This window comes from Burkholderia sp. MSMB0856 (assembly GCF_001524645.2).
GTDB lineage: Bacteria > Pseudomonadota > Gammaproteobacteria > Burkholderiales > Burkholderiaceae > Burkholderia > Burkholderia diffusa.
The window spans coordinates 2,037,711-2,059,829 of sequence record NZ_CP013427.1; the positions used below are offsets into that span (position 1 = coordinate 2,037,711).

Consider the following 22,119-nt stretch of genomic DNA (forward strand, 5'->3'; position numbering starts at 1 on the left):
CCATGAGAGTTCGCGTCCTGTCCGACCTGCATCTCGAAAGCAACCAGCCCGACACGATCGCGCACGCCGATGCGGATCTGGTCGTGCTGGCCGGCGACATCCACAATCACGCGGAAGGCCTGCGCTGGGCCGCCGAAACGTTCGCCCCCGACGTGCCGGTGATCTACGTGCCGGGCAACCACGAGTACTACGACGGGGAATTCGGCGCGCTCGAAACCGCGATGCGCGACGCCGCGCAGGCGATCGACAACGTGCATTACCTGAACAACGGCGTGTACGTCGATCCGGCACAGCGCTTTCGCGTGCTGGGGACGACGCTGTGGTCCGATTTCTCGCTGTTCGGCACCGACGAGGCGAGCGTCGCACGCGCGATCGACGCCGGCATGCGTGTGATGCTCGATTTCAAGGGCTTGATCCAGGTGACGTGGCCGCACGATGCGGCACTGCATGCGGCGGAAGCGCCGGAGCGGGATTTCACGCCGGCCGACGCGATCGCGCTGCACCGGCAAGGTCGCGCGTGGCTGGAAGCACGACTCGCGACGCCGTTCGACGGCCGCACGATCGTCGTCACGCACCATGCGCCGCACCTGCGCTCGCTCGCCGAGCGTTACGCGGAAGACCTGGCGTCGGCGGGATTCGTCACGGACATGGCGGAACTCGTGCGACCGCCCGTGGACCTGTGGATCCACGGCCACACGCATACTTCATTCGATTACGTGACCGACAGCGGCACGCGCGTGGTGTGCAACCCGCGCGGCTATATCCACCGGCGCACCGGCGAACTGGAAAATCCCGCGTTTGTGTGGGACAGAGTGGTCGAGCTCGGCTGAGCGCCGGGCCATCCGGCCGCGTGATGCGGCCCTTCCCGATCCGAAAGGCCGCCCGATCAGCGATCGGCGCGGCGCGATCCGTTCGCCGACGGGCGTACCCGCACCGGCGCCGGCTTCATCCGTGCCTTCATCGCGCGCAGCAGATCGCGCGTCGCCGCGGCGGCGGCAGCCGCACCAAGCAGAACTCCAAGGCCGATCATCAGTTGCGTATCCATTGCGACTCCGGGTATGGGCAGATCCAAATCTCTCTGATTTGAACAGTATCAAACTGTCCGCCGTCCGAGGGTAAAAAAATGTTGCGCGAAGGACAAATCTCGTCAGATCGGGCTCGACCGCGCGCTCATGTCGCAGCCGTGAACTGCGCGAGCGCGGCTTCATCGGCTTCGAGCGTGGCCGGCAACTCATCGCGCAGAAAATCGACCCAGGTGCGGATTTTCGCGTCGAGGTACTGGCGCGACGGATACAGCGCGTAGATGTTCATCACGTGCGACCGGTATTCGGGCATCACGCGCACGATGTGTCCGCTGCGTAGCCCGCCGATCGCCGAATAGAGCGGCAACCCGCCGATCCCCATCCCTTCCCGCACGGCCACCGCGAGCGCCTCGGCGACGTTCACGCGGAACGGCGGCGCCGTGATCGGAATCACCTCGTCGCCGTGCGGCCCCGACAGCGACCACTCGTCGAAGTGAAAGCCCGGCGCGACCATCCCGAGACAGACGTGCTGCTTGAGATCCGCTGGCGTCCGCGGCACGCCGTGCGCGTCGACATAGCCCGGCGACGCGCACACGACGCTGTAGCTCTCGCCGAGCCGCTGCGACACCAGCCCCGAATCGGGCAGGTCGCGGCCCACGACGATCGCGACGTCGTACCCCTCATCGAGCAGGTCGGGCATCCGCTGCGCGAGCGTCAGTTCAACGTGCACGTCCGGATAGCGCTGCCGATAGCGCGCGATGGCCGGCACCAGGTAGTGCTGCCCGAGGCTCGTGAAGCAATGGACCTTCAGCTTGCCCGACGGGCGCGCGTGCGCGTCGCCCGCTTCGGCTTCGGCCTGTTCGACGTACGCGAGGATTTGCTCGCAGCGCTGCAGGTAGCGCTCGCCTGCCTCGGTCAGCGCGATCCGGCGTGTCGTCCGGTTCAGGAGGCGCGTGCGGAGGTGCGCCTCGAGATCCGACACGGCGCGCGATGCATAGGCGGTAGTCGAATTCATCTGCTGGGCGGCCGCGGTAAAGCTTCCCGCGTCGACCACACGGACGAATACCCGCATGTTTTGTAACGTATCCATCCCATTACCCGTTTGAATCCGGAGGGATTGTTGCACAGGGGCGAACAAATATTATCTCAGGATTCGTAAAAATGACTTGCACCCTTGTCCATTTATTCAGGAATCACTGAAAAATATAATCGCATCCGACTCATCTATATCCGAAAGGGAGAAAATCGTGCGGTCTCCGGCAACAAAAGGGACGCTGGCACTGGCGGTTCTTGCAGTCTCATTAATAATGGCCGGATGCGCGAGCATGGGCGACAACAAGCCGCAGTCCGCGCGCATCGAAGCGAACACGCTCGATGCCGGTGCCGCCATCCGCGCGGCGGACCACGATGCGGGCTGGCCCGCGTCCGACTGGTGGCGCGCGTACCGCGACCCGCAACTCGACGCGTGGATCGCCGCCGCGCAGGCCGGCAACCCCACCCTCGCGGCCGCCGAGGCCCGCGTGCGCGAAGCACAGGCGATGGCCCGCGTGGCCCGTTCGGCGGAACTGCCGCAGATCAACGGCAACCTGTCGCTGATGCGCCAGCACTGGCCCGACAACGTGTACTACGGGCCCGGACCGCTCGCCGACACCGACACGTGGAACAACACCGGCACGCTCGGCCTGTCGTACCACCTCGACCTGTGGGGCAAGGACAAGAACGCGACCGAGCGCGCGCTCGACACCGCGCATGCAACCGCGGCCGACGCACGGGCGGCGAAGCTCGAGCTCGAGGTCAATGTCGTGCGCGCGTATGTCGGCATGTCGATGAACTACGCGCTGCTCGATCTCGCGCACGAAACGTTCGAACGCCAGCGCTCGCTGGCCGATCTCGCGCGCAAGCGCCTGCAGGCCGGCCTCGGCACGCAGCTCGAAGTCAGCCAGGCCGAATCGACGCTGCCCGACTACGAGCGCCAGATCGACAGCTATGAAGAAGCGATCCAGCTCGCGCGCCACCAGCTCGCCGCGCTCGCGGGCAAGGGCCCGGGCGCCGGCGATGCGATCAAGCGGCCGAGCCTGTCGCTCGACGCGCCGGCCGGCTTGCCGTCCGCGATGCCGGCCGACCTGCTCGGCCGCCGCCCGGACGTCGTCGCGGCCCGCTGGACGGTCGACGCGCAGGCACGGGGCATCGATGTCGCGAAAGCCGCGTTCTACCCGAACATCGATCTGCTCGCGACGGTCGGCGGCTTCGGCGTGACCGCGCCGTTCACCGACTTCCTGCGCGCGATGAACGGCGGCTGGACGGCCGGCCCCGCGCTGTCGCTGCCGATCTTCGAAGGCGGCCGCCTGCGCGCGCAACTCGGCGCGGCCGGCGCCGGCTACGACCAGGCCGTCGAGCGCTACAACCAGACGGTCGTCGGCGCGCTCAAGGACATCGCCGACCAGGTCGTGCGGATCCGCTCGCTCGATACGCAGAAGAAGGACGCCGCGCGCTCGGTGGCCGCCAACGACCGCAGCTACCAGCTGTCGCGCGAAGGCTTCCGCCGCGGCCTGACCGATTACGTGAACGTGCTGGTCGCGCAACAGCAGCTGCTGCGCGCGCAGGAGACGGCAGCCCGCATCGACGCGGAGCGCCTCGCCGCGCACGCGCAGCTGATGGCCGCGCTCGGCGGCGGCGTCGAGCCGGAAACGGACGTTCAGGCCGGCCATCCGCCGCACGACGAATCCGCCGCGAGCGCCGGCGCGCCGGCCACCGCATCGGGTGCGAAGCCCGCCGTGGCCGCCGCCCGGCCCGCGCAGGTCGCAACCGCCGCCGCGACCGCCGCGCCGGCCGCACGGTAACGCGGAGCGACCGCCATGTCCGCCTCCTCCCCCGCTTCCACACATGCCGCCGGCCCGCTCGCGGCCTGGTCCGCCGCGTTCGGCGACTGGGTCCGCAGCGACGGCGCCGCGTGGCTCTATCTGTTCAAGGCACTGCTTGCCGCGTTCATCGCGACCGGCGTGTCGATGCGGCTCGACCTGCCGGCGCCGAAGACGGCGATGACCACGGTGTTCATCGTGATGCAGCCGCAAAGCGGCGCGGTGCTCGCGAAGAGCTTCTACCGGGTCGCCGGCACGATCTTCGGGCTGATCGCGACGCTCACGTTCGTCGGGCTGTTCCCGCAGCAGCCGCAGCTGTTCCTGCTGGCCGTCGCGCTGTGGGTCGCGCTGTGCACGGCCGGCGCCGCGCGCAACCGCAACTTCCGCAGCTACGGCTTCCTGCTCGCCGGTTACACGACCGCGCTGATCGGCCTGCCGGCATCGCAACACCCGGACGGCGCGTTCATGAGCGCGATGACGCGGGTCGCCGAGATCATGGTCGGGATCGTGTCGGCAGGCGTCGTCAGCGCGCTGGTGTTTCCGCAGTACACCGGCGAGCAGATGCGCACGACAGTACGCAAGCGCTTCAGCAGCTTCGTCGACTACGTCGCGGCGGCGCTGTCGGGCCAGCTCGACCGCGCGCACATCGAAACCATCCATACGCGCTTCGTCGCGGACGTGGTCGGCTTCGAAGCGGCGCGCAGCATGGCTGTATTCGAGGATCCGGACACGCGGATGCGCAGCGGCCGCCTCGCGCGTCTGAACAGCGAGTTCATGAGCGTATCGAGCCGCTTTCACGCGCTGCATCAGTTGATGAACCGGCTGCGCGCGGCCGGCGCGCAGGCCGCGATCGATGCGATCGAGCCGTACTTTCGCGAGATCGCGCCGCTTCTGACGCGCAATGGCGAACCGGTGCGCTCGTCGGCCGACGCCGCGCTCGCGGCCGAACAGCTGCTCGCGTGGCGCGACGCGCTGCCGCGCCGCATCCGCGCGACGCGCGCCGCGCTCGAAACGCAGCCGGATTTTCCGCTGCTCGACTTCGACACGGCCACCGAGCTGCTGTACCGCTTCATCACGGACCTGCACGAATACGCGGCGACCTATGCGTCGCTTTCGACCGCGACGCACGAGCGCGAACGCTGGATCGAGCGCTACGAGCCGCGTACCAACGCGACGGCGATGGTGATCGCGGCGATTCGCACCGCGACCGTGATCCTGGTGCTCGGCTGGTTCTGGATCGAGACCGCGTGGCCAAGCGGCGTCACGATGACGCTGACGGCCGCGGCCACCTGCGCGCTCGCGTCGTCGACACCGCGGCCGACCGCGATGTCCGCGCAGATGGGCATGGGTACCGCGCTGGCCGTCTGCACGGGCTTCCTGCTGACGTTCGGCATCTACCCGCACATCGACGGCTTCCCGCTGCTGTGCGCGGCCCTCGCGCCGCTGCTCGCGATCGGCATCTTCATGACGATGAAGCCGAAGCTCGCGGGCTACGGGATGGGCTACCTGATCTTCTTCAGCTTCCTCGCCGGCCCCGACAACATCACGCATTACGATCCGATGAGCTTCATGAACGATGCGCTCGCGCTGGTGCTGTCGATGCTCGTCTCGGCGATCGCGTTCGCGGTGCTGTTTCCGCCGACCGCGCCGTGGCTCAAGAAGCGGCTGTTCGCCGACCTGCGCCATCAGGTGGTCGCCGCGTGCCACGCACGGCTTGCCGGACTGCGCACGCGCTTCGAGAGCGGCGCGCGCGACCTGATGTATCAGGCGCACACGCTGTCGGCCGATCAGCCCGACGTGCAGCGCGACGCGCTGCGCTGGATGTTCGCGGTGCTGGAGACGGGCAACGCGGCGCTCGACCTGCGCACCGAGCTGGCGACGCTGCCGTCCGACCCGCGCTATGCGCCGACGACGCCGTGGCGACGCGCGATCGAGACGATGCGCACCGCGCTGTCCGCGCTGTTCCGCAAGCCGGACGCGGCGCGCTTCGACGCGACGCTCGACGCGGTCAACGCCGCGATCGACGCGACCCGGCAGACGCTCGATGCGTTCACGCCGTCGCGCGAGGAGCGCCATCGGCTGCAGCGCATCCTGAGTCATCTGCATTTCGTACGCACGGCGCTGCTCGATCCGGAATCGCCGCTCGAGCCGCTCAACCGCAACCGCCCCGTGCGTCCCCAACAAGGAGCCTCGTCATGATGCCGCGTGAAATCGCCATTCTCGATGCCTACATGCCCACGGTGGTCCTGATGTTCGTCCTGGGCGCGCTGGCGACCTGGGCCGTCGACCGCCTGCTCGCCTACACGGGCCTCTACCGTCTCGTCTGGCACCCGTCGCTGTTCCGCGCGTGCCTTCTCGTCTGCATTTGCGGCGGACTGAGTCTTGCCGTTTACCGTTGATTCCGAACCATCATGATTCTCAGAAAACTCTTCGGCTTCGTCGCGACCGCCGTCATCCTTCTCGTCGCGATCCTGATCGGGCGCTCGCTGTGGGTGCACTACATGGACGATCCCTGGACGCGCGACGGGCGCGTCCGTGCCGAGATCGTCAACGTCGCGCCGGACGTGTCGGGCGCGATCGTCGAGCTGCCCGTGCATGACAACCAGCTCGTGAAAAAGGGCGACCTGATCATGCAGATCGACCCGTCGCACTATCAGATCGCGGTCGAGCAGGCGCAGGCGGCCGTCGCCGCCCGCCGCGCGGAACTGCAGATGCGTCGCGACGATGCGGCCCGCCGTGCCGACCTCGACGCGCTCGTCGTGTCGAAGGAAAACCGCGAGAACGCCGCGCACAGCGCATCGAGCGCCGACGCGCAGTACCAGCAGGCGATCGCCGCACTCGACGCCGCGAAGCTCAATCTCGAACGCACGCGCGTGGTCGCGCCGGTCGACGGCTACATCACGAACCTGCAGACGTTCAAAGGCAACTACGCGGTGGCCGGCCAGGCGAAGCTCGCGATCGTCGACAGCCATTCGTTCTGGGTCTACGGCTACTTCGAGGAAACCAAGCTGCCGCGCGTGAAGGTCGGCGCACCGGCCGAGATGCGGCTGATGAGCGGCGGCGTGATGAAGGGCCACGTCGAGAGCATCTCGCGCGGCATCTACGATCGCGACAACCCGCAAAGCCGCGACCTCGTCGCGGACGTGAATCCGACCTTCAACTGGGTGCGCCTCGCGCAGCGCGTGCCGGTGCGCATCCGCATCGACGAAGTGCCGGCCGACGTGGTGCTGTCGGCGGGCACGACCTGCACGGTCATCATCGATCCGGACAAGCAGAAAAAGTCGTGATGAAACGCTGGCCGGGCGGCGCCCCGCCCGGCCGCGTCATTCCCAAAAGAACCGGTAAGGCAGGAACGGCGACGGGCCGAGCCCGTATTCGCCGAGCATGTTGCGCAGTCGCATCGCGAAGCCGACGGCGCCGATGACGACCAACGCGACGATCACGTGCCGGCGTCGGATCCCCGGCACGTGCTGCAGCGGCACGAACTGACAGCCCATCGCGAACAGCACGAGCCACTGGAAACGCAGCCCCGCATAGCTGATCCGCGCGAGCGCGAAGCTCGCGATCTCGCAGACGAACAGGAACACGAGCGTGCGCGGCATGCGCGCCAGCAGCACCCAGCCGGCGGCGAGCGTCAGCAACGCAAGCACGAGCGGTGCGCCGCCCGACATCTGCGCGGGCGGCGTGAACGCCGCATACAGGCCGACCTTCGCGAGCAGCGCGTCGTGATGCATCGCGAACAGCACGCCGCCGATCGCGACCGCCAGCCCCGCATAGCGCAGCAGGCGCAACCGTCCGACCTGCAGCAGCACGACAAGCAGCGCCGCCGACACGTGCATGGCGGTCGCCGCGGCCGCGAACGCGAACGACGCGCCGTGCCGCCTGCGCGCCCATGCGTCCGATGCGAGCTTCGCGACGCAGAACGCGACGCCGTAGCGCACGCCGCTCATCGCCATGTCGTAGAAGAACAGCGGAAAGATCAGCGTGGCGAACACGCATGCGTCCTCGGCGCTCCGGCCGAACGCGGCGACGCACGCGACGACGACCAGCAGCGACAGGATCGCCAACGCGATGTGCGGCTCGTGCCCGAGCCACGCGAGCGCGCGCACGAGCCAGACGAAACCCGGTTCGAGCGTGCGCGGCACGACCTTCAGGTTGCCGCTCCAGATGCCGGTAATGATGTCGAGGTAGATCGCCGTGTCGGTGCCCGTCCGGCCACGCAGCACGGCGACCGCGGCGGCCGGCGCGATGCCCGCCGCGAGCCATCGCCACGCGGCCACGCGCGTGCGCATGCCGATCGCCGCGGACGCGAGCATCCACAGGTATCCCGTCAGGTAAATCGTCATCGTCATTGTTGTGACCCGCTCGGCGTGCGGTCGCACCGGAGTCGGTGCGCATGCGCCGCGGGTTCTGGCCCCCGCTATGTGGAGGCGCATTGTAAGGGATTGCGCGCGGGCCGACTGCCGGGTTTGTCACCGATCGACAGCAGCCCGCCAGCCTGCGCGTCGCGGGCGGGACGGCCCGCTACGGAGTGGGACGATGCGACGCTCAGGCCGCGATGCGAAAGCGTCCGACCAGCGACTTGAGCGCCTGCGCCTGCTCGTCGAGCGCGTTCGCTGCGGCGGCCGCCTGTTCGACGAGCGCCGCGTTCTGCTGCGTGCCGGCATCCATCTGCGTGACGGCGCGGCCGATCTCGTCGATCCCCGCGCTCTGCTCGTCCGACGCCGCGGAGATCTCGCCGATGATGTCGGTCACGCGCTTGACCGCCCGCACCACGTCGTTCATCGTGCGGCCCGCATCGTGCGCGAGCGCTGCGCCGTTCGCGACGCGCTCGACCGATGCGCCGATCAGCCCACGGATCTCCTTCGCCGCGGTCGCCGCGCGCTGTGCGAGCAGCCGCACCTCGCCCGCGACCACCGAAAAACCGCGTCCCTGCTCACCCGCGCGCGCCGCCTCGACCGCGGCGTTCAACGCGAGAATGTTGGTCTGGAACGCGATCCCCTCGATCGTGCCGATGATGTCGCGAATGTTCTTCGCGCTGTCGTCGATCTCGCTCATCGTCGCGACCACGCGCCCGACGACTTCGCCGCCCGCCTCCGCGACCGCCGACGCATTGGCCGCGAGCGCGCTCGCCTGCCGCGCGTTCTCGGCGTTCTGCCGCACCGTCGACGTGAGTTCCTCCATGCTGGCCGCGGTGCGCTCGAGCGCGACGGCCTGCTGCTCGGTGCGACGCGACAGGTCGAGGTTGCCGGTCGAGATCTCGCCGGACGCGGCCGCGATCGCCTCGGCGCTGACGGCGATCTCGCCGACGGTCGCCGCAAGCCCGGTCTGCATGTCGGACAGCGCACGCACCATGCTGTCGCGGTCGTGCCGGGCGAGCGATATCGGCCGTGCGAGGTCGCCGCGCGCGATGTCGGCGGCGATCGCCTTCGCCTCCGCGGGCTCGCCGCCGAGCTGGGACGCGAGGCGGCGCACGACCCCTTCGGCAATCGCGATCGCCAGCACGATCAGCGCAGCCGTCATCGCCGCGATCATCGCGAACGACGACGAGAAGATCGTTGCGGACGCATCGAGCGTCGCCTTCGACTTCGCGCCGCGCGTCTTCACGAGCATCGCGACGAGTTTCTCGAGCTTGCCGGTTTCGACCAGCAGCGACACGTCCTGCGTGCCGACCTGCCAGTTCATCTGCGACAGGTCGAGCGGCTGCGCCTGCACGAGCGCGACGAAATCGCGCAAATGGCCGCTCCACGTGCCGACCGCCATCGAGAATGCGCGCAGTCGCGCGGAATCGTCCGCATCGGCCGGATCCGCGTACCGCTGAAGCGTCGCGAGCGCCTGGCCGATCGACGCGAGCCCCGCGCCGACCTCCGCGCCCAAGTCGTCGCGCTCCTTCGCGGTGGTGGCGGTCAGCAGCATCTTCTGCGCGCGGCTCGCGCGCAGCACCTCGGCGCGCACCTCCTCCGCCGCCCGGCTCGCGACGTGCCCCTGCTCGTAGACCGATGCAATCGACGCGTTCAGCCGGCTGATCTGCCACAGCGAAAACACGCCGATCGCGAGCGTGCCGGCCAGCAGGATCGCGAACGCGGCGCGCAACGTCGCCTTGACCGTCCACGGCCGGGACTCGCGCCGGGCTGCGCGCGCGCGCCGTGCGGTGGGCCTGGCGGCTGCGTCGGATGCGGCGGCGGCCGCAACCGGCCGCGGATGCAATGAAGCTGCTTTCATCGATATATCCCCGTATTGATCATGCCGCCGGAAAGGTCGGTTCCGGCGGCCGGCATTCCCACGCTGGCCCGCCATGCCGCGCGCCCTGCGCTCGCCCGGCTCGTGGCCGGTGCCGCACTGTGATGTCATTTGTCCTTCTACGGCCGCCATCGGCGCGCCTTGAGTCCGGGCAAACACCGATCCCGTCCCGCGCGGCCCGACGAAAGCCGGACGCGCCGCAGCGTTATACCTGGCCAAAAAACGGCGTCATGGCCGAATCGTCACAACAATGTCCGAATCGCGACAAAATTTGGCCTGACATTCTCGATACGCCACATTAGACTTCTTTGACGCAACAACGATTCGAACGCGCCGATCCCCATCAGAGCGCGTCCCGCCACCTCAACTCGCTCAGCTCACATGGAAACCAGCCTCGATACGGGCGCCGGCGCGACAGCCGCAGCCCAGCCGTCTGCCCCACCCGCTCCGCGTACCGTCTACCCCGTGCTCGGCGCGATCAGCTTCTCGCACATGCTCAACGACATGATCCAGTCGTTGATCCTCGCGATCTATCCGATGCTCAAGAGCCAGTTCGCGCTGTCGTTCGCGCAGATCGGCCTGATCACGCTGACCTACCAGATCACCGCGTCGCTGTTGCAGCCGCTCGTCGGCCTGTACACGGACAAGCGGCCGAAGCCGTATTCGCTGCCGGTCGGGATGGGCTTCACGCTCGCGGGGCTGCTGCTGATGTCGGCCGCGCAGAACTTCCCGACGCTGCTGGCGGCGGCGGCGCTGGTCGGCTGCGGCTCGTCGGTATTCCATCCGGAATCGTCGCGCGTCGCGCGGATGGCATCGGGCGGCCAGCACGGGCTCGCGCAGTCGCTGTTCCAGGTCGGCGGCAACGCCGGCTCGGCACTCGGGCCGCTGCTCGCCGCGCTGGTGATCATTCCGCACGGCCAGCACAGCATCGCGTGGTTCTCGGCGGCCGCGCTCGTCGCGATGGTCGTCCTCACGCAGATCGGCCACTGGTACAAGAAGCATCCGTCGATGAAGAAAAAGGCCGCGGCGGCCGGCCATCCGACGCTGTCTCAGGGCCGCGTGCTCGCCGCGATCGGCGTGCTGGTGCTGCTGGTCTTCTCGAAGTACTTCTACCTCGCGAGCATCAACAGCTATTTCACGTTCTATCTGATCGACAAGTTCCACCTGTCGGTGCAGGCCGCGCAGATCCACCTGTTCGTGTTTCTCGCGGCAGTCGCGGCCGGCACGCTGATCGGCGGGCCGGTCGGCGACCGGATCGGCCGCAAGTACGTGATCTGGGTGTCGATCCTCGGTGTCGCGCCGTTCACGCTGCTGCTGCCGTACGCGAACCTGTTCTGGACGAGCGTGCTGAGCGTGATCATCGGCGTCGTGCTGGCGTCGGCGTTCGCCGCGATCCTCGTCTACGCGACGGAGCTGATGCCCGGCAAGGTCGGAATGGTCGCGGGCCTGTTCTTCGGCTTCGCGTTCGGCCTGGGCGGCGTGGGTGCCGCCGTGCTCGGCCAGCTCGCGGATGCGACGAGCATCACGTTCGTCTACAAGGTGTGCTCGTTCCTGCCGCTGATCGGCGTGCTGACGGTGTTCCTGCCGAACCTCGAAAGCAGCCGGCGCAAGAAGGCGTGACGAACCGGCCGCGGCATGTGTGCCGCGGCCGGTCGACCGATTTGAAGGGAAAGTACGACGGCGGCTTCAGGCCGCCGTCGTCGCATGCAGCGTCAGGAAACGCTTGAGGATGCCGGACGAATAGTTGCTCGCGATCGCCGACAGGAAGTGCGAGAACGACTGCGTCGCATGATCGTCGGCCGTATCGGAGATCGTGCGCACGATGGCGAACGGCACGTCGTGCTCGGCGCAGACCTGCGCGATCGCCGCGCCTTCCATCTCGACCGCGAGCGCGTCCGGCAGCGCGTCGCGCAGCGCGACGACTTCCCGCTCGCTCGACACGAAGCGGTCGCCGCTGATGATCAGCCCGCCGTGCAGCGTCGCACCCGCCAGCCCGAAACGCTCGGCGAATCGCGCGCCCTCCTCGGCGACGAACAGCGTGCATGCGGCCTTCAGGCGAGCCGTCAGCGCCGCATCGGTCGCGAACCGCGTGATGCCGAGCAGCGGCACCTCGTAGCGCGGAAACAGCGGCGACGCATCGAGATCGTGCTGCAGCAGCAGATCGGCGACGACGACGTCGCCGACGCGCACCGTGCGCGACACGCCGCCGGCGACGCCGGTGAAGACGATGCCGGACACGCCGAACACGTGAATCAGCGCGCTGACCGTCGCGGCGGCCGCCACCTTGCCGACCCGCGCGAGCGTGACGACACAGGCCGCTCCGTGCACGGTGCCGACATGGTAATCACGGCGGCCGAGCGTGATCGTCTTCATCGCGCCTTCGGCACGCATCGCGGCGATCAGGTCGCCGAGTTCCTCGGGCAGCGCGGCCAGAATGCCGAGCGGACGCGTCGATACCGTTTCAACCATGTCGATGCTCATCATTCCACCGCCTGCAGTTTCGCGACCGCCAGCGCGAGCCATTTCTCGCCGTGCCGTTTGAACTTCACTTGCGCCTTCGCATCGGCGCCGTTGCCTTCGAGCGCGGTGACCGTCCCCTCGCCGAACTTGGTATGGAATACCTGCTGGCCGATGCGGAAGCCAGTGTCGGCCGCGCGCTGCTTGTTCGCGAACGCCGGCAGCGGCGCGGAGACCGCCGCATCGACGACCTGCTCGCGACTGCCGCCGCCCGGCCGCGCGAACCAGTCGCGCCCCCAGCCGGCATTGTCCGAGCGGCCGCCCCAGCGCGAGCCCGCCTCGACCTTCGGCGTGAGCCACTTCAGCACGTGCTCCGGCAATTCGTCGAAAAAGCGCGAGCGCACGTTGTAGCGCGTCTGGCCGTGCAGCATCCGGCTTTGCGCGAACGACAGGTAGAGCCGCTCCTTTGCGCGCGTGATCGCAACGTACATCAGCCGCCGCTCTTCCTCGAGACCGTCCGATTCGAGCACGCTGTTCTCGTGCGGGAACAGCCCTTCCTCGAGGCCGGTGATGAACACGGCCGAGAATTCGAGACCCTTCGCCGCGTGCACCGTCATCAGTTGCACCGCGTCCTGGCCAGCCTGCGCCTGGTTGTCGCCGGCTTCCAGCGACGCGTGCGACAGGAAGCCCGCGAGCGGCGTCATCGTGTCGGGATTCTGCGCGGGGTCGCCGAGCGGCGCCGGATCGAGCACGTCGACCGTCGGATCGTCCGCGTCCACGCCGAGCTCCGGCGCCGCGATCGCGCCCGCGCGCAGCGGAATCGAGCGGGCCGGCGCATCGAGCCCGTAACCTTCCTCGCTGACGAACGCGGTGGCCGCGTTCACGAGTTCCTGCAAGTTCTCGAGGCGGTCCTGGCCTTCGCGCTCGCCCTGGTAGAAATCGGCGAGGCCACTCGCGCGCACGACGTATTCGACCGTCTCCGGCAGGCTCATCTGCTGCGTCTCGGCGCGCATCTTCGCGACGAGGTTTGCGAACGCGCCGAGACTCGTGCCCGCCTTGCCGGTGACGTACGGAATCGCCGCGGCCATCGAGCAGTCGTACAGGCGCGCCGCGTCCGCGAGCTGCTCGATCGAGCGCGCGCCGATCCCGCGCGTCGGGAAATTCACGACTCGCACGAACGCGGTGTCGTCGTTCGGGTTGTCGATCAGGCGCAGGTACGCGAGCGCATGCTTCACTTCCTGGCGCTCGAAGAAGCGCAGACCGCCATACACGCGATACGGGATGCCCGACGTCATCAGCGTGTGCTCGATCGCACGCGACTGCGCGTTGCTGCGATACAGCACGGCAACCTCGCTGCGCGACATCCCGGTGTTGATCAGCGAGCGGATCTCCTCGACGATCCAGCCGGCCTCCTGCGCATCGGTGCTCGCCTCGTACACGCGCACGGGCTCGCCGTGGCCGGCGTCGGTGCGCAGGTTCTTGCCGAGGCGATGCGAGTTGTTCGAGATCAGCTGGTTCGCCGCGTCGAGGATGTTGCCGTGCGACCGGTAGTTCTGCTCGAGCTTGATCAGGTTGCGCACGCGGAATTCGTCTTCGAAGTCGCGCATGTTGCCGACGTTCGCACCGCGGAACGCGTAGATCGACTGGTCGTCGTCGCCCACCGCGAAGATCGCGTTCTCGCCGCCCGCGAGCATCTTGAGCCACGCGTACTGCAGCTTGTTGGTGTCCTGGAACTCGTCGACGAGAATGTGCTTGAAGCGCGCCTGGTAGTGCGCGCGCAGCGGCGCGTTGTACGCGAGCAGCTCGTAGCAGCGCAGCAGCAGTTCGGGAAAGTCGACGACACCCTCGCGCTGGCACTGCTGGTCGTACGCCTGGTAGAGCTCGACGAACTTGCGGTTGAAGTTGTCGGACGCGTCGACCTTGTCGGGACGCAGCCCCTGCTCCTTCGCGTTGTTGATGAAGTACTGGACGTTCTTCGGCGGATATTTTTCGTCGTCGACATTCGCCGCCTTCATCAGCCGCTTGATCGCCGACAACTGGTCGGCCGTGTCGAGGATCTGGAAGGTCTGCGGCAGGCCGGCGTCGCGCCAGTGCGTGCGCAGCATCCGGTTGCACAGCCCGTGGAACGTGCCGATCCACATGCCGCGCGTGTCGATCGGCATCATCGCCGACAGCCGCGCCATCATTTCGCGCGCGGCCTTGTTCGTGAAGGTGACGGCAAGCACCGTGGCCGGCGACGCGTAGCCCTGCTGGATCAGCCACGCGATGCGCGTGATCAGCACGCGGGTCTTGCCGCTGCCCGCCCCCGCGAGGATCAGCGCCGGTTCGTTCGGCAGCGTGACGGCGGCGTATTGTTCAGGGTTCAGATTGGCGAGCAGATCGGGCATGGAGCGGCAGCGGACGTGCGAGAAAAATGCGGACCCGCCATTATAAGTCGGCCGCGCGATGCCGTTTCCGATCCGTTCCGACGCCTGCCGTCGCCCGCGTTGCGACGCCCCCGCGACCCGCCCGCCCGGGCAAGCGATGGCTGGCCGATGTGCATCCATTTATAATTGTCAGATTCGGCATCCAATTCACGCATTTTTCGGCAGATTTCCAACCATGAGCGACAGCACGCTTGCGAAGAGTTTCGAGCCCCACACCATCGAGTCCCAATGGGGGCCGGAGTGGGAAAAACGCGGCTATGCCGCACCGGCATTCGATCCGGCACGCCCCGATTTCGCGATCCAGCTGCCGCCGCCGAACGTCACCGGCACGTTGCACATGGGCCACGCGTTCAACCAGACGATCATGGACGGCCTCGCCCGTTACCACCGGATGCTCGGCGAGAACACGCTTTGGGTGCCCGGCACCGACCACGCGGGGATCGCGACCCAGATCGTCGTCGAGCGCCAGCTCGACGCACAGGGCGTATCGCGCCATGACCTCGGCCGCGAGAAGTTCGTCGAGCGCGTGTGGGAGTGGAAGCAGCAGTCCGGTTCGACGATCACCGGCCAGGTGCGTCGTCTCGGCGCGTCGACCGACTGGTCGCGCGAATATTTCACGATGGACGACAAGATGTCGGCCGCCGTGCGCGACGTGTTCGTCACGCTCTACGAACAGGGCCTGATCTACCGCGGCAAGCGCCTCGTGAACTGGGATCCGGTGCTGCTCACCGCGGTGTCGGATCTCGAGGTCGCGAGCGAAGAGGAAAACGGCCACCTGTGGCACATCCGCTATCCGCTCGTCGACGGTTCGGGTTCGCTGACCGTCGCGACCACGCGCCCGGAAACGATGCTCGGCGACGTCGCGCTGATGGTCCACCCGGAAGACGAGCGCTACGCGCACCTGATCGGCAAGCTCGTCACGCTGCCGCTGACGGGCCGCGAGATTCCGGTGATCGCCGACGACTACGTCGACCGCGAGTTCGGCACGGGCGTCGTGAAGGTCACGCCCGCGCACGACTTCAACGACTACCAGGTCGGCCTGCGCCACAACCTCGCGCCGATCGAGATCCTGACGCTCGACGCGAAGATCAACGACAACGGCCCCGAGCAGTATCGCGGCCTCGACCGCTTCGACGCGCGCAAAGCGATCGTCGCCGACCTCGATGCGGAGGGTTTCCTCGACTCCGTCAAGCCGCACAAGCTGATGGTGCCGCGCGGCGACCGCACCGGCGTCGTGATCGAGCCGATGCTGACCGACCAGTGGTTCGTCGCGATGACGAAACCAGCACCGGAAGGCACGTTCAACCCGGGTAAGTCGATCACCGAAACGTCGCTCGACGTCGTGCGAAACGGCCAGATCAAGTTCGTGCCGGAAAACTGGACGACCACCTACTATCAATGGCTCGAGAACATCCAGGACTGGTGCATCTCGCGCCAGCTGTGGTGGGGGCACCAGATTCCCGCATGGTATGGCGAAAACGGCGAGGTGTTCGTCGCGCGCAACGAGGAAGAAGCGCGCGCCCAGGCCGCCGCGAAGGGCTATGCCGGCGCGCTGAAGCGCGACGAGGACGTGCTCGACACGTGGTTCTCGTCGGCGCTCGTGCCGTTCTCGTCGCTCGGCTGGCCGAACGACACGCCTGAACTGCAGCACTTCCTGCCGTCGTCGGTGCTCGTCACCGGCTTCGACATCATCTTCTTCTGGGTCGCCCGGATGGTGATGATGACGACGCACTTCACCGGCAAGGTGCCGTTCCACACCGTCTACGTGCACGGCCTCGTGCGCGACGCGGAAGGCCAGAAGATGTCGAAGAGCAAGGGCAACACGCTCGACCCGATCGACATCGTCGACGGCATCGACCTCGAAACGCTGGTCGCGAAGCGCACGACGGGCCTGATGAACCCGAAGCAGGCCGCCACCATCGAGAAGAAGACGCGCAAGGAATTCCCGGACGGCATCGCCGCGTTCGGCACCGACGCGCTGCGCTTCACGATGGCGTCGATGGCGACGCTCGGCCGCAACGTGAACTTCGACCTCGCGCGCTGCGAAGGCTATCGCAACTTCTGCAACAAGCTGTGGAACGCGACGCGCTTCGTGCTGATGAACTGCGAAGGCCACGACTGCGGCGCCGACAAGCCGGAAGTGTGCGGCGCGGGCGACTGCGGCCCCGGCGGCTACCTCGACTTCTCGGCGGCCGACCGCTGGATCGTGTCGCTCCTGCAACGCACCGAGGCCGACATCGCGAAGGGCTTCGCCGATTACCGCTTCGACAACATCGCCACCAGCATCTACAAGTTCGTGTGGGACGAGTACTGCGACTGGTACCTCGAACTCGCGAAGGTGCAGATCCAGAACGGCACGCCGGAACAGCAGCGCGCGACGCGTCGCACGCTGCTGCGCGTGCTGGAAACGGTGCTGCGCCTCGCGCACCCGATCATCCCGTTCATCACCGAAGCGCTCTGGCAGAAGGTCGCGCCGCTCGCCGGCCGTTATCCGCAAGGCAAGGCCGAAGGCGAAGCGTCGCTGATGATGCAGGCGTATCCGGTCGCGAACCTGCAGAAGATCGACGAGGCGTCGGAGCAATGGGCGGCCGACCTGAAGGCGATCGTCGACGCGTGCCGCAACCTGCGCGGCGAGATGAACCTGTCGCCGGCGACCAAGGTGCCGCTGCTCGCGGCCGGCGACGCCGAGCGCCTGCGCTCGTTCGCGCCGTACGTCCAGGCCCTCGCCCGCCTGTCGGAAGTGCAGATCCTGGCCGACGAAGCGACGCTCGACCAGGCAGCGCACGGCGCGCCGATCGCGATCGTGGGCCCGAACAAGCTGGTACTGAAAGTGGAAATCGACGTCGCGGCCGAACGCGAGCGCCTGTCGAAGGAAATCGCGCGCCTGACGGGCGAAATCGCGAAGTGCAACGCGAAGCTCGGCAACGAGGCGTTCGTCGCGAAAGCGCCGCCGGCCGTGGTCGAACAGGAGCAGAAGCGTGTCGCCGAATTCCAGAGCACGCTGGAAAAACTGCGCGCTCAGCTCGATCGGTTGCCTGCGTAACAAACGGTAAGGTCGTTTGCGTTCACTATAATCGGAACGTGAACATAAGACTGTCTGACAAGTCGATTACAGGAATAAAGGTTCGATCATGTTGAAAGTCACCAAGGCGGTATTCCCCGTTGCCGGTCTCGGCACGCGGTTCCTCCCGGCAACGAAGGCGAGCCCGAAGGAAATGCTGCCCGTCGTCGACAAGCCGCTGATCCAGTACGCCGTCGAGGAAGCGATCGCCGCGGGCATCACGGAAATGATCTTCGTGACCGGGCGCAGCAAGCGCGCGATCGAGGACCACTTCGACAAGTCGTACGAAGTCGAGGCCGAACTCGAGGCGCGCGGCAAGGAGAAACTGCTCGAGCTCGTGCGCAGCATCAAGCCGAGCCATGTCGACTGCTTCTACGTGCGCCAGCCGGAAGCGCTCGGCCTTGGCCATGCGGTGCTGTGCGCGGAGAAGCTCGTCGCCGACAACCCGTTCGCGGTGATCCTCGCCGACGACCTGCTCGACGGCAACCCGCCCGTGATGAAGCAGATGGTCGACGTGTTCGACCACTATCACAGCTCGGTGATCGGCGTGGAGGAGATCCCGCCGTCGGAGACGAAGTCGTACGGCATCGTCGACGGCAAGGAGTGGGAAGAATCGATCGTCAAGATGTCGGCGATCGTCGAGAAGCCGGCGCCGGAAGTCGCGCCGTCGAACCTCGGCGTGGTCGGCCGATACATCCTGAAGCCGCGGATCTTCGAACATCTGCGCGCGCTGAAGCCTGGCGCGGGCGGCGAGCTACAGCTCACCGACGCGATCCAGGCGCTGCTCGCCGACGAACAGGTGCTGGCCTACAAGTATCAGGGCACGCGCTACGACTGCGGCAGCAAGCTCGGCTACCTGAAGGCGACGGTCGAGTTCGCGCTGCGCCACCCGGAAGTCGGCGCCGAGTTCGACGCGTATCTGCGCGCGCGCGGCAACGGGCAACCGGCTGCCTGAACGCGGCACGGGCCGGCCTCGCCTGCGCGGCGGCCCGCCCTCACCTCACGGCCGGCGCGTCAGCGCGCGGCGGCCGACTTCACCGAGACGACGCCCGGCATCGCGCCCGCGTCGTCTTTTTTCGTCTTCACGAGCCAGCCGTCGCCCTGCTCGAACGGCAGCTTCGCGAGCGCGCTCTTCACGAGCGTCGGCGCGGCCTGCTGCGTGCCCGCATCGCGGTCGCGCATCGACGCCGACACGCGATAGACGTCGGCGCCCGACTTCGCGTCGACGAAACGCAGCGTCAGCACGTGGCGATACACGCTGCCCGCGAACGGCAGCGCGAACGGCGCCGGCCCGTCGACGGTCACGCACGCGCTGCTTGCCGCGCCGCACTGGTCGGCCGTCGCCGCGACCGACGCCGGCTGCGTCGCGTATGCGATCGACAGCCGGTAGCGCGCGGCCTGGCCAGGCTGCGCGTCGAAGCCGCGGTGCGCGAGCTCGTCGCGCACGAGCGTCTCGATCTGCCGGTATTCGGCATCGTCGGCCTGAGCGGCCGTGCGAACGAGCTCGTAGTCGTGCGAACCGGACTCGAACGCGTTCGGCTGCCCGAGCGCGCTCACGCCGGTCGTGACGCCGGCGCAACCCGTCAACAGCGCCACCGCGAGCGCGGTCGCTGCCCATTCCTTTCTCATGACTTCCCCCAAATGCCTGCCGTCGTGCCCGGCCCTGTCAGGCGGACGGCTCGTCGATCGCGGGCAGCGACACCGTCACCGCGGTGCCGACACCCACTTCGCTGTCGACCGTCACGCTGCCGCCGTGGCGCGTGACGACCGTCTTCACGAATGCCATGCCGAGCCCCGAGCCCGAGATTTCGGGCCGCTCGCCCGCATGGAATCGCTTGAAACGCTCGAACAGATGCCGCTGATCTTCCGGCGCGATGCCGTACCCCTGATCGCGAATCGTACAGAACATCCGCTTCGATGCATGCTCGACCGTCAGCGTACACGTGATCACCGTGTCGGACGGACTGTATTTGACCGCATTGTTCAGCAGGTTGACGAACGCACGCGTGATCAGCGAGCGGTCGGCACGCGCCCAGCACATGTCGGCGCCGACGTCGGTCTCGATGCGGATGCGCTTCGCCTGCGCCTGCGGCCACACTTCGTCGCTCGCGTCGATCAGCACGTCGACGAGGCTGGTCGGTTCGAGCTGGTACGCCTGCGACTCCGCGCGCGCCAGCTGCACGAACTCGTCGGCGAGCGACAGCGCACGGTGCGCATATCGCTCGATCCGCGCGAGCAGCCCGCGCATCGCGTCGGTTTCGACACGATCGCGCTCGATCTCGACGAGCGCGAGGATCGACGACTGCGGCGAGCGCATGTCGTGCGACAGCAGGTGCAGCGCCTCCTCGCGCTGCCGCTCGGCCGCATGCAGCTCGGTTACGTCGACGAGGCCGGCGATCCAGCCCGTCACATGGCCCTGCGCATTCGTACACGGGGCGTAGCGTAACAGATGGTCGAGCCCGTCGCGATCGCGCACCTCGATGCCGCGCGCCATCGCTTCGTCTTCGGCCCCGAGCGTCGGGTCGAGCGCAGCCGGCCAGTGTTCGCGGATCGTGACGTCGTGTTCGGCGTTGCCGTCGACGGTCTTCATGAAGGTCAACTCGCCGAGCGCGGCGCGCAGCGGCCGCCCTTCCGGCAGCGGCAGCGCGAGGCGCGCCCCGTAGCGCTTCGCCGCATGGTTCGCGATCAGCACGGTTCCGGCCAGGTCGGTGACGAAGATCGGCTCCGGCATGCTGTCGAGGCTGTCCCACACGAAGCGCTTCATGTCCTGCACGCGTTGCGCGGCCTGCGCCATCAGCGCTATCTGCCGTTCGAGCACGTCGCCGCCGACGCTGCGCGTGCGCGGCGCCTCGGGCAGCAGGTGCGGCTCGTCGGCCAGCCGCTGCAGCTCACGGCGCAGGTGCGACATCGTCATTTCCAGGCGCCGCCAGTTCCAGATCGGGTAGACGGCGATCAGCCCGAAGATCGCCGGCGCGGGCGACAGCCACACGCGCGCCTCGAACAGCAGCGCCAGGCTCGCGACGACGGACAGCGCGGCCAGGCTCAGCGTCAGCAGCAGCGCGCGCCACGGCGACAGCATCAGGAAACCACCCAGCAGCACGGCGAGCGGCAGCAGCGATGCGGCGAAGAGCCAGTCGCGAGGCGCGGGCAGGATCGCGCTGCCGGTGGCCAGCATGTCGAGCACGTTCGCATGAATGTACACGCCGGCGAGCGGGCCGAAGTCCCCCGACACCGGGGTCGCGAAGCGGTCGAAGAGGCCCGATGCGGTCACGCCGACGACGACGATCTTGCCGCGCAGCGCGTCGGGTTTCACGCGCCCTTCGAGCACGTCGTCGAACGACACCGTCGGATAGGCGGGCGTATTGCGGCTGAACGGGATCAGGTAGCGGCCCTCGCCGTTCGCGTCGCGCGACAGGTCGTGCGCATTCGCCCCGGGCACACCGCCGACCGGATGCAGCCGGCCGGCCTGGATCGCACGATAGACGGGCACCATCAGTTGCGGCCAGCGCACGCGTCCGTCGCTTTCGAACAGCGCGACGCTGCGCACGATGCCGTCGGGATCAACTTCGAGATTGATGTGGCCGAGCCCCATCGTGCGTGCCGAGAGCTCCGCCACCGGCGGATCGACGGTGCGCGTGCCGTCCGCCTGCTCCGGGCTCAGCAAGACGGGCAGGAAGGTCGGCACACGGGTCATTGCGTCCGCGAACGCGCGATCCTCCGGCGACTGCTCGGTAAACAGCACGTCGTAGACGACCGCGGCCGGGTGCGCACGCGCCAGCGTGTCGAGCAGCCGCGCGTGCACGCTACGCGGCCACGGCCAGCGGCCGAGTGCGGACACGCTCTGGTTGTCGATGTCGACGACGACGACATCGGGTGACAACGGCAGGCTGCGCAGCATCAGCAGCCGGTCGTAGATGAGCCCGTCGACGCTCGACGAGAACCGGCCGAACGCGCATGCGAGGATCACCGCGATCCCGAGGCAGCCGATCGCGATCCACTCGATGAGGAAGCGGCGGCCGAGGCGCCGCCGCGGGGAAACGGAGTCGGTTTTCATG

General features: G+C 67.8%; 16 protein-coding genes. 8 read left to right on the plus strand and 8 right to left on the minus strand.

The genetic code is table 11. From position 1 onward, the window contains the following. Nucleotides 1-2 precede the first annotated feature (2 nt). The gene (locus tag WS87_RS10755) at nucleotides 3-830 is read left to right on the plus strand and encodes a metallophosphoesterase (RefSeq protein ID WP_059818020.1); all 828 of its coding nucleotides are present in this window, start codon (nucleotides 3-5) and stop codon (nucleotides 828-830) included. A 56-nt stretch (nucleotides 831-886) separates the two neighbouring features. On the opposite strand, the gene WS87_RS33950 is transcribed toward WS87_RS10755, so the two are convergent. Together WS87_RS33950 and WS87_RS10760 are read right to left on the minus strand one after the other, a co-directional pair. After that, nucleotides 887-1,045, minus strand: coding sequence for a hypothetical protein (locus WS87_RS33950; RefSeq protein WP_175908214.1), 159 nt, complete (start codon nucleotides 1,043-1,045; stop codon nucleotides 887-889). A gap of 125 nt (nucleotides 1,046-1,170) precedes the next feature. Next, nucleotides 1,171-2,112, minus strand: a complete 942-nt coding sequence (locus WS87_RS10760) for a LysR family transcriptional regulator (RefSeq protein ID WP_059818018.1) — start codon at nucleotides 2,110-2,112, stop codon at nucleotides 1,171-1,173. Nucleotides 2,113-2,269: 157 nt separating this feature from the next. On the opposite strand from WS87_RS10760, the gene WS87_RS10770 reads away from it, so the two are divergent. The 4 genes from WS87_RS10770 to WS87_RS10785 are packed head-to-tail and all read left to right on the plus strand — an operon-like array spanning nucleotide 2,270 to nucleotide 7,167. Then, nucleotides 2,270-3,862 (plus strand): efflux transporter outer membrane subunit, encoded by a 1,593-nt coding sequence (locus WS87_RS10770; protein ID WP_082750614.1) that lies wholly within the window; start codon nucleotides 2,270-2,272, stop codon nucleotides 3,860-3,862. A gap of 15 nt (nucleotides 3,863-3,877) precedes the next feature. Continuing rightward, nucleotides 3,878-6,079 (plus strand): FUSC family protein, encoded by a 2,202-nt coding sequence (locus WS87_RS10775; protein WP_059818013.1) that lies wholly within the window; start codon nucleotides 3,878-3,880, stop codon nucleotides 6,077-6,079. Further along, a complete protein-coding gene (locus WS87_RS10780; RefSeq protein ID WP_011351756.1) occupies nucleotides 6,076-6,279 on the plus strand; it encodes a DUF1656 domain-containing protein in 204 nt (67 codons plus the stop codon). The genes WS87_RS10775 and WS87_RS10780 overlap by 4 nt, the downstream gene beginning before the upstream one ends. A gap of 12 nt (nucleotides 6,280-6,291) precedes the next feature. Next, a complete protein-coding gene (locus WS87_RS10785; protein WP_047900486.1) occupies nucleotides 6,292-7,167 on the plus strand; it encodes an efflux RND transporter periplasmic adaptor subunit in 876 nt (291 codons plus the stop codon). A 36-nt stretch (nucleotides 7,168-7,203) separates the two neighbouring features. Here WS87_RS10785 and WS87_RS10790 read toward each other — a convergent pair whose 3' ends face one another. Both WS87_RS10790 and WS87_RS10795 read right to left on the minus strand, forming a co-directional pair. Next, nucleotides 7,204-8,232, minus strand: coding sequence for an EpsG family protein (locus tag WS87_RS10790; RefSeq protein ID WP_059818011.1), 1,029 nt, complete (start codon nucleotides 8,230-8,232; stop codon nucleotides 7,204-7,206). Nucleotides 8,233-8,428: 196 nt separating this feature from the next. Then, nucleotides 8,429-10,102, minus strand: coding sequence for a methyl-accepting chemotaxis protein (locus WS87_RS10795; RefSeq protein ID WP_059818008.1), 1,674 nt, complete (start codon nucleotides 10,100-10,102; stop codon nucleotides 8,429-8,431). 399 nt (nucleotides 10,103-10,501) lie between these two features. Between WS87_RS10795 and WS87_RS10800 the strand changes: the two genes are divergently transcribed. Beyond that, nucleotides 10,502-11,740 (plus strand): MFS transporter, encoded by a 1,239-nt coding sequence (locus WS87_RS10800; protein ID WP_059524136.1) that lies wholly within the window; start codon nucleotides 10,502-10,504, stop codon nucleotides 11,738-11,740. 66 nt (nucleotides 11,741-11,806) lie between these two features. Here the strand turns inward: WS87_RS10800 and WS87_RS10805 are convergent, their stop codons facing one another. Together WS87_RS10805 and WS87_RS10810 are read right to left on the minus strand one after the other, a co-directional pair. Further along, nucleotides 11,807-12,604, minus strand: a complete 798-nt coding sequence (locus WS87_RS10805) for a 5'-methylthioadenosine/adenosylhomocysteine nucleosidase (protein WP_059818006.1) — start codon at nucleotides 12,602-12,604, stop codon at nucleotides 11,807-11,809. Then, complete coding sequence (locus tag WS87_RS10810) at nucleotides 12,601-14,964, minus strand: UvrD-helicase domain-containing protein (RefSeq protein ID WP_059681737.1); 2,364 nt, start codon at nucleotides 14,962-14,964, stop codon at nucleotides 12,601-12,603. The genes WS87_RS10805 and WS87_RS10810 overlap by 4 nt, the downstream gene beginning before the upstream one ends. Nucleotides 14,965-15,178: 214 nt before the next feature. Between WS87_RS10810 and WS87_RS10820 the strand changes: the two genes are divergently transcribed. Together WS87_RS10820 and galU are read left to right on the plus strand one after the other, a co-directional pair. Then, nucleotides 15,179-18,046, plus strand: coding sequence for a valine--tRNA ligase (locus tag WS87_RS10820; RefSeq protein WP_059818004.1), 2,868 nt, complete (start codon nucleotides 15,179-15,181; stop codon nucleotides 18,044-18,046). Between the two features lie 88 nt (nucleotides 18,047-18,134). Then, entirely contained in the window at nucleotides 18,135-19,019 is an 885-nt protein-coding gene (galU, locus tag WS87_RS10825) for a UTP--glucose-1-phosphate uridylyltransferase GalU (protein ID WP_059818002.1), read from the plus strand. Nucleotides 19,020-19,078: 59 nt separating this feature from the next. On the opposite strand, the gene WS87_RS10830 is transcribed toward galU, so the two are convergent. Further along, a complete protein-coding gene (locus WS87_RS10830; protein ID WP_059818000.1) occupies nucleotides 19,079-19,693 on the minus strand; it encodes a DUF4136 domain-containing protein in 615 nt (204 codons plus the stop codon). A gap of 37 nt (nucleotides 19,694-19,730) precedes the next feature. After that, nucleotides 19,731-22,118 carry a CHASE2 domain-containing protein gene (locus WS87_RS10835; protein WP_059817998.1) on the minus strand — a complete coding sequence of 796 codons (2,388 nt, stop codon included), beginning with the start codon at nucleotides 22,116-22,118 and terminating at the stop codon, nucleotides 19,731-19,733. Nucleotide 22,119 lies beyond the last annotated feature (1 nt).

Coding starts and splice junctions, on each gene's coding strand:
- WS87_RS10795 (WP_059818008.1), bottom strand. CDS start 10,102: ATGAAAGCAGCTTCATTGCATCCGCGGCCGGTTGCGGCCGCCGCCGCA.
- WS87_RS10760 (WP_059818018.1), bottom strand. CDS start 2,112: ATGGATACGTTACAAAACATGCGGGTATTCGTCCGTGTGGTCGACGCG.
- WS87_RS10810 (WP_059681737.1), bottom strand. CDS start 14,964: ATGCCCGATCTGCTCGCCAATCTGAACCCTGAACAATACGCCGCCGTC.
- WS87_RS10785 (WP_047900486.1), top strand. CDS start 6,292: ATGATTCTCAGAAAACTCTTCGGCTTCGTCGCGACCGCCGTCATCCTT.
- WS87_RS10835 (WP_059817998.1), bottom strand. CDS start 22,118: ATGAAAACCGACTCCGTTTCCCCGCGGCGGCGCCTCGGCCGCCGCTTC.
- WS87_RS10775 (WP_059818013.1), top strand. CDS start 3,878: ATGTCCGCCTCCTCCCCCGCTTCCACACATGCCGCCGGCCCGCTCGCG.
- WS87_RS10800 (WP_059524136.1), top strand. CDS start 10,502: ATGGAAACCAGCCTCGATACGGGCGCCGGCGCGACAGCCGCAGCCCAG.
- WS87_RS10755 (WP_059818020.1), top strand. CDS start 3: ATGAGAGTTCGCGTCCTGTCCGACCTGCATCTCGAAAGCAACCAGCCC.
- WS87_RS10790 (WP_059818011.1), bottom strand. CDS start 8,232: ATGACGATGACGATTTACCTGACGGGATACCTGTGGATGCTCGCGTCC.
- WS87_RS10830 (WP_059818000.1), bottom strand. CDS start 19,693: ATGAGAAAGGAATGGGCAGCGACCGCGCTCGCGGTGGCGCTGTTGACG.
- WS87_RS33950 (WP_175908214.1), bottom strand. CDS start 1,045: ATGGATACGCAACTGATGATCGGCCTTGGAGTTCTGCTTGGTGCGGCT.
- galU (WP_059818002.1), top strand. CDS start 18,135: ATGTTGAAAGTCACCAAGGCGGTATTCCCCGTTGCCGGTCTCGGCACG.
- WS87_RS10805 (WP_059818006.1), bottom strand. CDS start 12,604: ATGATGAGCATCGACATGGTTGAAACGGTATCGACGCGTCCGCTCGGC.
- WS87_RS10780 (WP_011351756.1), top strand. CDS start 6,076: ATGATGCCGCGTGAAATCGCCATTCTCGATGCCTACATGCCCACGGTG.
- WS87_RS10820 (WP_059818004.1), top strand. CDS start 15,179: ATGAGCGACAGCACGCTTGCGAAGAGTTTCGAGCCCCACACCATCGAG.